The organism is Rhodanobacter sp. UC4451_H18 (assembly GCF_052978225.1).
This window is the reverse complement of record NZ_CM129663.1, coordinates 3,365,224-3,377,549: the sequence shown is the minus strand read 5'-3', so window position 1 is coordinate 3,377,549 and position 12,326 is coordinate 3,365,224. Positions and strand designations below refer to the sequence as shown.

14 protein-coding genes are annotated in these 12,326 nt (G+C 69.3%); all 14 read right to left on the bottom strand.

Annotated features, from left to right (window positions below; genetic code table 11):
• Positions 1-3: 3 nt before the first annotated feature.
• The 14 genes from fliR to fliE all read right to left on the bottom strand — a co-directional run bounded on the left by fliR (position 4) and on the right by fliE (position 12,278).
• Positions 4-771, bottom strand: coding sequence for a flagellar biosynthetic protein FliR (gene fliR / locus ACVCMG_RS15085; RefSeq protein ID WP_395119809.1), 768 nt, complete (start codon positions 769-771; stop codon positions 4-6).
• Entirely contained in the window at positions 768-1,037 is a 270-nt protein-coding gene (fliQ, locus tag ACVCMG_RS15080) for a flagellar biosynthesis protein FliQ (protein ID WP_395119810.1), read from the bottom strand. The genes fliR and fliQ overlap by 4 nt, the downstream gene beginning before the upstream one ends.
• A gap of 829 nt (positions 1,038-1,866) precedes the next feature.
• A complete protein-coding gene (gene fliP, locus ACVCMG_RS15075; RefSeq protein ID WP_447107147.1) occupies positions 1,867-2,595 on the bottom strand; it encodes a flagellar type III secretion system pore protein FliP in 729 nt (242 codons plus the stop codon).
• A 14-nt stretch (positions 2,596-2,609) separates the two neighbouring features.
• On the bottom strand, positions 2,610-3,122 hold the full coding sequence (locus tag ACVCMG_RS15070) for a FliO/MopB family protein (protein ID WP_447106531.1): 513 nt from the start codon (positions 3,120-3,122) through the stop codon (positions 2,610-2,612).
• Positions 3,123-3,129: 7 nt separating this feature from the next.
• Positions 3,130-3,474 carry a flagellar motor switch protein FliN gene (gene fliN, locus ACVCMG_RS15065; protein ID WP_395119812.1) on the bottom strand — a complete coding sequence of 115 codons (345 nt, stop codon included), beginning with the start codon at positions 3,472-3,474 and terminating at the stop codon, positions 3,130-3,132.
• Positions 3,471-4,487 carry a flagellar motor switch protein FliM gene (gene fliM, locus ACVCMG_RS15060; protein WP_395119813.1) on the bottom strand — a complete coding sequence of 339 codons (1,017 nt, stop codon included), beginning with the start codon at positions 4,485-4,487 and terminating at the stop codon, positions 3,471-3,473. Before fliM ends, fliN begins: the two co-directional genes overlap by 4 nt.
• A 15-nt stretch (positions 4,488-4,502) precedes the next feature.
• Entirely contained in the window at positions 4,503-4,997 is a 495-nt protein-coding gene (locus tag ACVCMG_RS15055) for a flagellar basal body-associated FliL family protein (RefSeq protein WP_395119814.1), read from the bottom strand.
• 313 nt (positions 4,998-5,310) lie between these two features.
• Positions 5,311-6,471, bottom strand: coding sequence for a flagellar hook-length control protein FliK (locus ACVCMG_RS15050; RefSeq protein ID WP_447114477.1), 1,161 nt, complete (start codon positions 6,469-6,471; stop codon positions 5,311-5,313).
• A gap of 82 nt (positions 6,472-6,553) precedes the next feature.
• A complete protein-coding gene (gene fliJ / locus ACVCMG_RS15045) occupies positions 6,554-6,976 on the bottom strand; it encodes a flagellar export protein FliJ (RefSeq protein ID WP_395119816.1) in 423 nt (140 codons plus the stop codon).
• Complete coding sequence (fliI, locus tag ACVCMG_RS15040) at positions 6,973-8,340, bottom strand: flagellar protein export ATPase FliI (protein WP_395119817.1); 1,368 nt, start codon at positions 8,338-8,340, stop codon at positions 6,973-6,975. The genes fliJ and fliI overlap by 4 nt, the downstream gene beginning before the upstream one ends.
• A gap of 207 nt (positions 8,341-8,547) precedes the next feature.
• Positions 8,548-9,195: a flagellar assembly protein FliH gene (locus ACVCMG_RS15035; RefSeq protein WP_447098334.1), complete on the bottom strand. Its 648-nt coding sequence runs from the start codon at positions 9,193-9,195 to the stop codon at positions 8,548-8,550.
• Entirely contained in the window at positions 9,195-10,184 is a 990-nt protein-coding gene (gene fliG, locus ACVCMG_RS15030; protein ID WP_395121229.1) for a flagellar motor switch protein FliG, read from the bottom strand. The genes ACVCMG_RS15035 and fliG overlap by 1 nt, the downstream gene beginning before the upstream one ends.
• A gap of 16 nt (positions 10,185-10,200) precedes the next feature.
• Complete coding sequence (fliF, locus tag ACVCMG_RS15025; protein ID WP_395119819.1) at positions 10,201-11,907, bottom strand: flagellar basal-body MS-ring/collar protein FliF; 1,707 nt, start codon at positions 11,905-11,907, stop codon at positions 10,201-10,203.
• A 44-nt stretch (positions 11,908-11,951) separates the two neighbouring features.
• A complete protein-coding gene (gene fliE, locus ACVCMG_RS15020; protein WP_447099882.1) occupies positions 11,952-12,278 on the bottom strand; it encodes a flagellar hook-basal body complex protein FliE in 327 nt (108 codons plus the stop codon).
• Between the last annotated feature and the right edge of the window lie 48 nt (positions 12,279-12,326).

Below are 12,326 nucleotides of genomic sequence, written 5' to 3'. Positions count from 1 at the left end.
GCGTCAGCTCCCCATCAATTCGCGCATCAGCGACCAGGCATCACCCTGCAACGCCTGGAACGCGCCGGGCAGGCTGCGCAGCGACAACCACAAGGCGATGAAGCCCAGCGACACGGTGATCGGAAAGCCCACCGCAAACAGGTTCATCGACGGCGCCGCGCGGCTGATCGCGGCAAAGCCGATGTTCACCACCAGCAGCGACGTCATCGCCGGCAAGGCCACCCGCACCGCACCGGCAAACAGCTCCGTGCCGAACGCCACCACCGCATGCAACGCATTGGCGCTGACCGCCGGCGTACCCGGCGGCAAGGCATGGAAGCTGTCGGCCAGCAGCGCGATCAACTGCAAATGGCCGTCCATCACCAGGAACAGCAAGGTCACCAGCAACAGGTAGAACTGGCTCAGCACGGTGGACTGCCCGGCGCCCGGGCTGACCACCTGGGCAAAACCAAGGCTCATGCTCTGTGCCACCAGCTCGCCGCCGAACGACACGGCCTCGAACACCAGCTTCAGCACGAAACCCACCATCGCACCGATCACCACCTGCCCCGCCAGCGTGGCCACGCCCGCGCCGCTCAATGGATCGATCGTGGTCGGCGCCAGCGGTGCCAGCACCAGCGAGAGCACCACCACCACGCCCACGCGGATGCGCGCCGGGATCACCGTGGAGCTGAACACCGGCGCCACCAGGCACAGCCCGCTGACCCGCCCCAGCGACCAGAACAGGCTGCCCAGCCACGCCGGGAGCTGCGCCAGATCCAGCGCAGTCATCTGATCGCGCCCGGCAGGCTCTCGATCAGCTGCGTGGTGAACTGCACCAGCAGGCGCAGCATCCACGGCCCCGCCACCAGCGCCACCAGCGCCATCGCGATCAGCTTGGGGATGAAGCTGAGCGTCATCTCGTTGATCTGCGTCGCCGCCTGGATCACGCCGATGAGCAGGCCCACCGCCAGCGCGGTGAGCAGCAGCGGCGCGGCCACCAGCATCGCCACGTAGAGCGCATGCTGGCCGAGTTCCATGATGGATTCGGGGGTCATGGGCGGGGTCCTGCGGTGTGGTTCGCCGAGAGCGGGGTTCGCTTTGCCCCTGTAGGAACGCACTCTGTGCGCGATGCTCTTGCTCGCGGCACATTCGGAGCGAAGAGCGGTCGATCGCCTTCGGCGACCGAGTCACTTTTCTCTTGCGTGGCCAAGAGAAAAGTAACCAAAAGAGAAGGCCACCCCGCTTGGCGCTTGCCGCCCATCCATGGGCGGCAAGTCCGTGAGCCGGGGCCGGGCTTTTCGACCGGACTCCTGTCCGGGCGAAAAGGCATCGGCATCCCTGCCGATGCCCGCTGCGCGGCCTGTCGACCCCGACTCACCGCCGCACAGGGGCCCCGGCAGAGCAGCGGGCCATCGTGGCCCGCACTATTCAGAACGGCCAGATCAAAATCAAAGCCGTGGCGAACCGGCACTCTGCTCTGGCTCTGGCTCTTGCTTTTCAGCTTTATCACGGAGTGCGGGCCACGACGGCCCGCTGCTCTACCCGGGGCCCCTCTGCAGCGGCGGGCGGATGAAGGAAAGCCCGCAGGGTGGCCGGCAAGGATGCCGGCCAGTTTGGCGTCAGGGCAGGATGCCCTGTCGACAAACCCCGTAAGCCGCCCGCGAACCTTGTGGGCAGGATGCCCACAAGGCGCGAAAGCGGGGTGGCCTTTCTCTTTGGTTACTTTCTCTTTGGCCACGCAAAGAGAAAGTGACTCGGTCGCCGTAGGCGATCGACCGCTCTTGACCTTGATTGCACCCGCGCCAAGAGCAAGAGCATCGCGCACAGGGTGCGCTCCTACATGGCCTCGAGCGAGGGAGCAAAAGAGCGTGGTCGCGTGCACGCTCACGTGAAAAAACTCCCCGCCAGCGTGCCCAGCAACAACGTCCACCCGTCCACCAGCACGAACAGCATGATCTTGAATGGCAGCGAGATGATCATCGGAGAGACCATCATCATGCCCATCGACATCAGCACGCTGGCCACCACCAGGTCGATGATGAGGAACGGGATGAACAGCAGGAAGCCCATCTGGAACGCGGTCTTCAGCTCGCTGGTGAGGAACGCCGGCATCGCCACCTTGAACGGCACGTCGGCCTTGCTGGCATAGGGCTTCTCCTTGGCCAGGCGGGTGAACAGCTGCAGGTCGGCGTCGCGGGTCTGCTCGAGCATGAAATGCTTGAACGGTGCGGAGGCCGCCGGCAGTGCCTGCTCGGCGGTGATCTGGCCGTCCATGTAGGGCTTGATGCCGTCGTCGTAGGCGCGGGTGAGCACGGGCGACATCACGAACAGGGTGAGGAACAGCGCCAGCCCCAGCAGCACCTGGTTGGGCGGCGTGGACTGCGTGCCAAGCGCCTGGCGCAGGAAGCCGAGCACGATGATGATGCGGGTGAACGAGGTCATCATCAGCGCGATCGCCGGCAGCAGCGTCAGCGCCGTCATCAGCGCCAGCATCTGCAGCGACAGCGTCCAGCTCTGGCTGCCGTCGGCGGCCGGTTGCACGTTCACCAGCGGAATGCCCGGCGTGGCCGCCAGGGTGGCCAGCGGCAACAGCAGCAGCGCGCCGCCGATGATCCAGTGCCGCGCGCTCACGAGCGCACCTTCAGTCGCGCCAGCAGATCGCCGAACACGGGTTTGAGCGGCTCGTTCGATGCCGCCGGAACGATGTCGCGCGGCGCCTCGCTGTCGTAGACATGCAGGGTGCGCATGCCACCGGGGCCGGTGCCGATCAACAGCCGCTTGCCGTCCGCGTCCAGCAGCAGCAGGCGCTCGCGCGCGCCCACGGCGAACGATTCCACGCAGCGGATGCGCCGCCCGCCGCCGCCCGGCCGACGCTGCAACCGACGCGTGACCCAACCGGCGACGAGAATCATCGCGATGATCGCCACCAGGCTGACGATCACCCGCAACAGTTCGCCGCCCACGTTGATGTCGGCGGCGGGCAACGCTGCCGGCGCCAGGGCCGCGACAATCCGATTCCCGATTGACTCGCCGCATCGGCGGCTCGCCCTGCGGGCCATCGGCTGCGCCGATGTTCGCTCCGGCATCCTGCCTGCGCGATCCGGTTTCACTGTCCTGAGCCTGTCGAAGGGCGAATTCACGGCGCTGTCACCGCAACTTGCGCACGCGCTCGGCGGGGCTGATCACGTCGGTCAGGCGGATGCCGAACTTCTCGTTGATCACCACCACCTCGCCGTGCGCCACCAGGGTGCCGTTGACGAACACGTCCAGCGGTTCGCCCGCGGCGCGGTCCAGTTCCACCACCGAGCCCTGGTTGAGCTGCAGCAGGTTGCGGATGCTGATGCGGGTGCGGCCGACTTCCATCGCCAGGGTCACCGGCACGTCGAGGATCATGTCGAGGTTGACGTCGCCGCCATCGGCCGCAGCCCCGTGCAGGGCATCGAATTGAACGCGCTCGCCGGCATCGGCGAAGGCATCTGCAGACTGGTTCATGAGAGGTTCTTCCGGGTGGAGGGATCGGTGGCTGCCTGTCGCTCGCGACGACCGGCCGGGACATGGAAACGCACGGCGTTGCGGCCGTTGGACTGGCCGTAGCGGCCGCGGAAAACCGGCACGTCCTCGGCATACACGGTGGTCAGCTCGGGCAGCTGCACGGGGATCACGTCGCCGGGGCGCAAGTGCAGGAACTGGCCCAGGCTCAGCTGCGCCTCCAGCAGCAGCGAGCTCACGTCGACCTCGGCGTCGAGCACTTCCTCGCGCAGCATCTCGGCGAAGCGATCGTCGCCATCCATGCGGTCGCTCTGCACGCCGGCGTCGAGCAGGGTGCGGATCGGTTCGACCATCGCGTAGGGCATGGTCAGGTGGACTTCGCCGCCGCCGCCGTCCAGTTCGACGTGGAAGCGCGACACCACCACCGTCTCGGTGGGACTGACGATGTTGGCGAACTGCGGGTTGATCTCCGAGTTGAGGTACTCGAAGTTGAGCGCCAGCACCGGCGCCCACGCCTCGGCCATCGCACCGAACAGTTCGGCGAGCATGATCTGGATCACGCGATTCTCGGTCGCAGTGAAGTCGCGGCCCTCGATGCGCGCGTGGAAGCGGCCGTCGCCGCCGAAGAAATTGTCGATCACGGTGAACACCAGGCGCGGCTCGAACACCACCAGCGCGTTGCCGCGCAGCGGCTTGATGCGCACCATGTTCAAGTTGCTGGGCAGCGCCAGGCCGTGCACGTACTCGGCGAACTTCACCATCTTCACGCCCAGCACCGAGACCTCGCAGGTCTTGCGCAGCACGCCGAACAGCGCGGTGCGGAAGAACCGCGCGAAGCGGTCGTTGACCATCTCCAGCGTGGGCAGGCGGCCGCGCACGATGCGGTCCTGCTGGGTAAAGTCGTAGCTGATCACCGCATCCGGCGGCAGCGGTTCGTCGCTGCCGGTGGCCACCGTGCCGCCGGTGACGCCATCCATCAGCGCATCGATTTCGTCCTGGGAAAGCAGGTCGCTCATGGCCGTGGCTCCCGCCTACTGGATCACGAAGCTGGTGAAATACAGCGCGTCGATGCCCGGCCGGCCGAGCCGCTTGCCGACCACCTTGCGCACCTCGGCCAGCGCGTCGGCCTGCAGCTTCTCGCGGCCGGCGGTCTCGCTGACCGTCTCGAACTTCTGGCTGCTGAACAGCGAAACCAGCCCGTCACGCAGGATCGGGTCGACGTCCTTGGCCACCGTGATGGCCTGCTGGTCGTGCGCCATCAGGGTCACGCCCACCTGCAGGTAACGCAGCGCATCGCCATCGCGCAGGGTGACCACGAACGCCGGGTCCATCGCCAGGAAAATCTCCGGCTTGTTCGCCTCCGCCTTCGCCTGCTTGTCCGACCCGGCGCGATGCGATTGCCAGTAGTAGCCGCCGCCGGCCAGCGCGACGAGCAGCACCGCCACGATTCCGATCAGCAAGGGCGAACGCCGGCTCGGTACCAGCTCTTCGTCTTCCACTACCTCGGGTGCTTCGTCGTCGCTCATGGAGAATCTCGTGTGGGGATCGGGGCTGCCGTCGCCGGCTTGCGAGATGGAAAGCAATCCGCGTGCCATCACAAATACATGTTTTTATTCATGCATTTGCGTTGGTTTCAGGCGTGGGCGGCGCTTTCTTGACGCGTGCCGGAGCGGTGGCGCGGCGCCATCCCGACAGCGCGCCCGCGGCGGGCGAATGACGTTCCTGCAAGACGCCATTCCCCACAGGCCGGGTGCCGCCCGCCGGCTCTTCTTCGCGCCGGGACGAGGAAGCGGCGGGCAGTGCCCGCTCCAGGCAGCACGCCTGTTCGCGGATCGGGGTTCAGGCGAAGGCGTCGACGAGCCCGAGCTGGGTCAGCGGGACGGTCTGGCCGGGGCCGGTGACTTCGTCGATGGCGGCGATCTCGTCGCCCTGTCCGCGATGGCCGGCCTGGCCGCCGCGATCGTGCTGGCCCACGTCGGCGTGGCCGAGCGACAAGCCGTGGCGAGCGAGCATCTGGTCGAGCTGGGGCAGAGCCTGCTGCACGGCGGTGACGGCGCCGGGATGCTGGGCCTGCAACACCACGTCGACACGGTTGTGCTGCACGCTGATCTTCAGGTCGAGCGAACCCAGCTCTTCCGGATGCAGGCGGATGCGCGCCTGCTTGACGTCATGGCCGACGAACCAGGCCAGCTGCTGGCCCAGCTCCTGCGCGAAGGCGTGTGCAGGGGCCACCGGCACCGGCGCGGCAGTCGGCGCCACTGTCGCCGCGGTGTGGGTGATGACGGGCGCCGCGCCGGGGCCGGCCTCGAGTCGCACCGTTTCGCGGGTGGCGTCCGGGTCGAGCTTCAGCAGTTCGGCGGCAGGGACGGTGGTGGTCGCGGCCATGACGGCGGGGTCGACGGCAGGCGTGGCGGGCGCGGCGTTTGCTCCGGCCTGGCCGAGCGCGGCAAGCCCGGTCTGTGCGGCGGCCAGCCGTGCCGCCGTGGCGTCGACGATGCCGGCCGCGACGCTGCCGGCAGGTGCGGCGGGATGGACTGGCGCGGGAGCGATCAAGGCGAGCATCGCTTCGACCAGGGCAGCGGCGCCCGTATCGGTGTCGTCGTCCTTGCCACCGGCGGGTTCGACGGTGGCCACGTCGGCAATCGCCTTGGGCGGTGGCGGTGGCGGCGGCGCCGCGACCGGCAGCGTGGGAGCGGTGGCGTCGGCAGCCGGCGGCGGCGTGACAGCGTCGCGCGATGTATCCAGGCGAGCGGCGGCGGACGACAGCTGCGCGTCCGGCCCCTTCGGCGAGGGATCGTCGCGACGGTCGCGCCCCGGGTCCGGGCCGCGCTGCGGGCGCGCATCGTGCGCATCGCGGGCGGGGGAACCGCCCTGCCCGCGCGCGTCCTGCAGGCGCTGGTGGAACGGTGGCGTGCCCGGCGACTCCGGCGTACCCGTGTTCGCGGCCGTCTTCGCGGCGACCGTGGAAGCGGACAACGATCCGACGTGGGTGGCAGTCATGGCATGAAGGCTCCTGGCGGGACAACACGGCCGCGCGGAGACGCAGGCACGTGGCCGAGGCGGGATCGGCGATCGCGACGCATCACGGCCGCCGGTGCTGGAAACGTTCGTCGAGCTCGGCCTGCTCGCGGCGTTCCTCGGCGCGGCGCTCGTTCTCGACGTGATGGGCGACCACGCTGTCCAGCGCGCTCTCGCGGGCGTGGCTGTGGGTCCAGTCCGCGCGCACCAGCTCCAGCTGGCGCTGCTGGCGGGCGACCTCGGCCACCTGCTGGGTGATCGCCTGGTCGATGCGCTGCACGAAAGCCTGCCGGTTGAGCATGGCGCTGACGCTGGAGGCGGCGTCGCCGCCGTTGGCGTATTCGTCGCGATAGCGATGCAGTTCGCTCAGCTGGTGTTCGGCGCGCGCCAGCTGCTGCTGCTGCGCGGCGAAACGGGCCAGCGCATCCTCGCTGCGCTGGCGGGCCTGGTCCACGGCCGGCTGCAATCGTTCGGCGCGGGAACTCATTCATGCACCTGTTCGGCCAGCGCGGCCAGGCGTTCGATGGCCTGGTCGAGGGTGATCGGTTCGTCCACTTCCTGCTGCAGGAACGCACGCAGTTGCGGCCACATCTCGATGGCCTGGTCCACCTGCGGGTCGGAGCCCTTCTGGTAGGCGCCCACCGCGATCAGGTCGCGTTGCTGGCGATAGGCGGAATAGACCTGGCGGAAGCGCTGCGCGCTGCGCATGTGCTCGCGCGTGGCGACCGCCGGCATCACGCGACTGATCGAGGCCTCGATGTCGATGGCCGGGTAATGGCCGGCTTCGGCGAGGTCGCGCGAGAGCACGATATGGCCGTCCAGGATCGCGCGCGCCGCATCGGCGATCGGGTCGTGGCGATAGTCGTCGCCCTCGGTGAGCACGGTGTAGAACGCGGTGATCGAACCCTTGCCGTCGGCATCGTTGCCGGCACGCTCGACCAGCGCCGGCATCATCGCGAACACCGACGGCGGATAACCCTTGGTCGCCGGTGGCTCGCCGATCGCCAGCGCGATCTCGCGCTGCGCCTGGGCGTAGCGGGTGAGCGAATCCATCAGCAGCAGCACGCGCTGGCCGCGGTCGCGGAACCACTCGGCGATCGCGGTGGCGTACTGCGCGCCGCGCAGGCGCTTGAGCGGCGGCGCGTCGGCCGGCGCGGCGACGATCACCGCGCGGCGGCGGCCCTCCTCGCCCAGTGTGTGTTCGACGAACTCCTTCACTTCGCGGCCGCGTTCGCCGATCAGCCCCACCACCACCACGTCGGCGTTGGTGTATTTGGTCATCATGCCCAGCAGGGTGGACTTGCCCACGCCGGAGCCGGCGAACAGGCCCAGGCGCTGGCCACGGCCGACGGTAAGCAGCGCATTGATCGCGCGCACGCCGGTGTCCAGCGGGGTGTCGATCGGCTTGCGCGCCATCGGGTTGATCGGCTCGGCCTTGAGCGCGGCCTGCTCGTCCGATTCCAGCGGACCGTGCCCGTCCAGCGGCACGCCGTCGGCGCCGATCACGCGGCCGAGCAGGCCCGCGCCCACCGGCAGGCCGCCGCTGCGCGCGCACGGGCGTACCCGCGCATTCGGCAGCACGCCGTGCATGTCGCCCACCGGCATCAGCAGCAGGCGCTCGTCGGCAAAGCCGACCACCTCGGTATCCAGCGTGGCGCCGTCGGCGGTGTCGACCAGGCAACGCGCGCCGAGCGCGGCCTCGCAACCCTCGGCCTCCAGGGTGAGGCCGACCACCCGGCGCAGGCTGCCCTCGACCACCAGCGTGCGCGCGGTCTCGGCGAGACTGCGCCGCCGTGCCAGCTTCTGCTGCCACGTCTGGCGGCGTGCGGCGATGGCGGATTCAGGCGTCATGGACGGGAACGAGGAGTGAGGAGTGAGTGGTGGGAAGTGAGAGGGGGTTGTCGCCATCGGATGGCGTCGGTGATCCTGCCGTCATCCCGGCGAAAGCCGGGACCCAGCGCCTTTCCGGTGCTTCAGAGACGCTGGGTTCCAGCTTTCGCTGGAACGACGAAAGGGAGTTTCCGGCGGGGTGCGGGGGGCGGCGACGGGAGACAGGACTCATGCATCGCCCTCCCCTGCTGCAACAACCTCGTCACCGGCGTCGTCGCCGAGCACGGCATCGACCACCGCGGCCAGGCGGGCATCCACCCGCGCATCCAGCCGCGAGCGCTCGCTTTCCAGGCGGCAGTCGCCGCGCGCCAGGGCGGGATCGGCGAGCAGTTGCCAGTGGCTTTCGACCGCGCCGAGGTCATGCAGCAGGGCCAGGTCGTCCGGGTGCACGTGCACGCGCAGCTCGCGGGCGGCGGCGGGCAGCGCGGTCGCGGCCTGGCGCACGGCTTGCACGATCAGCTCGGGGGAGAGTTTCAATTCGCGCACGATGACCCGGCGCGCGATCACCGTGGCCAGCCGCGCCAGTTCCTTCTCGACCTGTTCGTCGAGCGACTGCAGCGGACGGGCGACGGCGTCGCACAGCGCGGCGAGTCGGGCCAGCTGCTCGCGCACCTGTTGCTGGCCGGCAGCCAGCCCTTCGGCGTGGCCGCTGGTGAAACCTTCCGCCCGCGCCTGCTGGTGCAGCGCCTCCAGCTCGCGCACGGTCGGTTGCGGGGCCGGTGGATCGGTCGCACGGCGATGCGGGTGATCGTTGCCGACCTCGGGCAGTTCCCAGCGCCGGAAGTCCTGTGCCGCGTGGTGGAACACGGCGACCATCAGACGAACTCATCCCCGCCGCCGGCGAGGCTGAGCTGGCCGGCGTCGGACAGCTTGCGGGCGATGCCGAGCACTTCCTTCTGCGCCGCGTCGACTTCGCTCAGGCGCACCGGGCCCTTCACTTCGAGGTCGTCACGCATCATGTCGGCGGCGCGCTTGGACATGTTGGCGAAGATTTTTTCGCGGATCTCCGGCTCGGCGCCCTTCAGCGCGGTGACCAGGGTGGCCGAGGGCACTTCGCGCAGCAGCACCTGCATGCCGCGGTCGTCCAGCTCCACCAGATCCTCGAACACGAACATCAGGTCTTCGATCTTCTCGCCCAGCGTTTCGTCCTGGCTGCGGATGGCCGACATCAGCTCGGCCTCGCGGCTGCCTTCCATCGCGTTGAGGATGTCGGCGGCAGCCTTCAGCCCGCCGACGCTGGCGGACTTGAGTTTCTTGGAGCCGCCGGAGAACTGGCGCTCCATGATTTCGTCCAGCTCGTTCAGCGCATGCGGCTGCACGCCGTCGAGCGTGGCGATGCGCATCACCGCGTCGGAACGCACGCGCGGCGGCAGGTAGCCGATCACCTCGGCGGCCTGGTCCGGTTCCAGGTGCGCCAGCACCAGCGCGATGATCTGCGGGTGCTCCTGGTTGATCATCTCGGCGATGGCGCGGCTTTCCATCCACTTGAGCGATTCCAGGCCCTTGCTGGAACGCCCGAGCAGGATGCGGTCGATCAGGCCGCCGGCCTTGGTCTCGCCCAGCGCGTTGACCAGGATCTTGCGGATGTATTCCTCGGTGCCCACGCCGAGCGAGGTCTGCCGCCCGATGTCCTCGTCTAGCTTGTCCAGCGCCTTGGTCACGTGTTCGCGGCTGACACTGGTCAGCGCGGCCATCGCGGTGCCGATGGTCTGCACGTCGCGGGCGCTGAGGTGCTTGAGCACCTCGGCGGCGTCCTGCTCGCCCAGGGTCAGCAGCAGGATCGCCGCACGCTGGGCACCGGTGATCGGCGCGTCATGTTGGTTAGTTGCCATCTTCGCTTACCCAGTTCCTCACGACCTGCGCCACTTGCCTGGAGTTTTCGCCGACCAGGCGGCGAGCCTGGCCGATGCGTTGTTCGTACTCGAGCGCGGGCGTGGCACCGGCAAGCCGCGCCGGTTGGCCATCGGCCTCCGGCTCATCGGCCACGCGTACCGAAATCTGCGGCCTCGGCGCGGGCAGCGCCTTGGCATTGGACGTGCCGCGCGTCACGCCGCGCAGCAGCGGGCGCAGCAGGCCGAACGCCACCAGCAAGGCGATCAGCACGCCGATGCCCTGCTTGATCAGATCCATCGCGCCGGGGCGCTCCCACAGCGGCGGCTCGGGCAGCGCCTCGGGCGCCACCGGGCGCTGGAACGGCTGGTTCACCACGCTCACGCTGTCGCCGCGCGCGGCGTCGAAGCCCACCGCGTTCTTGGTCAGTTCGGTCAGCCGCTCCAGCTCCTGCGCGGTGAACGGCACGCCGGCGGGAGCCGCACCGGCGGCGCTGCCGGCGGTGGCCGGCCCCTTGTCGGCGAGCTTGTTGTCCAGCACCACGGCCACGGTGAGCCGGGCCAGTCGCCCCGCCGGGTCGCTGATGTGGCTGATGGTGCGATCGAGTTCGAAGTTGCGCGTGGCGCTGCTGGACACGTCGCCGCTGGCCACCGTGGCGCTGGATGCGGCGGCGGACGGGTTCGCCTTGCCGGCATCGGGGTTGGCCGCGGTGGGCTGCGCCACCAGGCTGGGCGGCTGGTTGCTCAGTGCGCCGGGGATGCCGCCGCCCGCGGCACCGCCGCCGCGCCGCTCGCTGCTGGTCTGCTCGCTGCGCAGCGCCGGGTGATCGTGGCCGTAGGTTTCGGTGGCCTTTTCCGACTGGCTGAAATCGAGATCCGCATACACCTGCGCGCGCACGCGGCCGGGGCCGACCAGCGGGGTGAGCAGCTCCTCGATGCGCTGCGCGTAGGTGTTCTCGATGCGCGTGGCCATGCGCAGGCGATCGTCGCCGACGGCGGCCGGGCTGCTCGGATCGGTGGTCAGCAACTGGCCCTGCTGATCGACCACCGACACCTCCCGCGCGTCGAGCCCGGGCACGCTGGAGGCGACCAGGTGCACGATCGCGGCGACCTGGCCGGCATCGAGCTGGCGGCCGGGATAGAGCGTGACCAGCACCGAGGCGCTGGCTTCGCGGTTGTCGCGGATGAACGCCGACGGCTTGGCCATCGCCAGGTGCACGCGCGCGGCGCGCACCGACTGCAGGCCGCCGATGGTGGCGCTGAGATCGCTCTCCAGCATCTGCTGGTAGCGGGTGCGTTCGGCCAGGTCGCTCATGCCGAACGGCGAATCGGACGCCGGCATCACGCTGCTGGTGGCGCTGCCGCGCGGCAGGCCCTTGCTGGCCAGCTTCAGGCGCAGGCCGGCCAGGTCGGCGGCCGGTGCCATGATCGAGGAGCCGTCCGCACTCAACTGGAACGGCGTGTTGCCCGCCTGCAGCTCCTGCGCCACCGCGGCGGCGTCCTTCTGGTCGAGCCCGGCATACAGCAGGCCGTAGTTCGGCCCGCGCGACCACAGCACCACCGCCACGCCCAGCGCCACCGCCGCAGCGATCGCCACCAGCAGCAGCATCTGGCGCGCGGCCGGGCTGCGGGCGATCTGCTTGAAGGGGTCCGGTCGCGCCGCGTCGTTGTCGCGGGCTGCGATGGCGTTGTCGGCCATGGTGTTGCTCGTGTGGGGTAAGCGGGGTCAGCGAGGCGCCGGGATCAGACCGGCATGTTCATGATTTCCTTGTACGCGTCGACCATCTTGTTGCGCACCTCGACCATCGTGCGCAGCGAGAGATCGGCCTTCTGCACCGCGATCATGGTGCGGCCCAGGTCCGCGCCCGGATCGCCGCGCTCGAAACTGGCGGCCATGCGACCGGCCTCCATCTGGCTGCGCCCCACCGCTGACACCGACTCCTTCAACACCGACGAAAAGTCCGGCTGCCCCGCCACCGGCACGGCCTTGGCCACTGCCGCCGGCGCGCGCACCTGCGCCGTCATCTGGCGCATCTGTGAAAGCAGGTTGTTGACGTCGATCGTGCTCATCGCGGTGCGTCCTCATGACGTATTCCCGACGCGTGGCGGGTTTCTTGG

Bases quoted from the DNA above. Each gene is read 5' to 3' on its own strand.
- ACVCMG_RS15035 (WP_447098334.1), bottom strand. From the start codon at position 9,195: ATGGTCGCCGTGTTCCACCACGCGGCACAGGACTTCCGGCGCTGGGAA.
- fliJ (WP_395119816.1), bottom strand. From the start codon at position 6,976: ATGAGTTCCCGCGCCGAACGATTGCAGCCGGCCGTGGACCAGGCCCGC.
- ACVCMG_RS15050 (WP_447114477.1), bottom strand. From the start codon at position 6,471: ATGACTGCCACCCACGTCGGATCGTTGTCCGCTTCCACGGTCGCCGCG.
- fliF (WP_395119819.1), bottom strand. From the start codon at position 11,907: ATGGCCGACAACGCCATCGCAGCCCGCGACAACGACGCGGCGCGACCG.
- fliR (WP_395119809.1), bottom strand. From the start codon at position 771: ATGACTGCGCTGGATCTGGCGCAGCTCCCGGCGTGGCTGGGCAGCCTG.
- fliI (WP_395119817.1), bottom strand. From the start codon at position 8,340: ATGACGCCTGAATCCGCCATCGCCGCACGCCGCCAGACGTGGCAGCAG.
- fliN (WP_395119812.1), bottom strand. From the start codon at position 3,474: ATGAACCAGTCTGCAGATGCCTTCGCCGATGCCGGCGAGCGCGTTCAA.
- fliE (WP_447099882.1), bottom strand. From the start codon at position 12,278: ATGAGCACGATCGACGTCAACAACCTGCTTTCACAGATGCGCCAGATG.
- fliM (WP_395119813.1), bottom strand. From the start codon at position 4,487: ATGAGCGACCTGCTTTCCCAGGACGAAATCGATGCGCTGATGGATGGC.
- fliQ (WP_395119810.1), bottom strand. From the start codon at position 1,037: ATGACCCCCGAATCCATCATGGAACTCGGCCAGCATGCGCTCTACGTG.
- ACVCMG_RS15055 (WP_395119814.1), bottom strand. From the start codon at position 4,997: ATGAGCGACGACGAAGCACCCGAGGTAGTGGAAGACGAAGAGCTGGTA.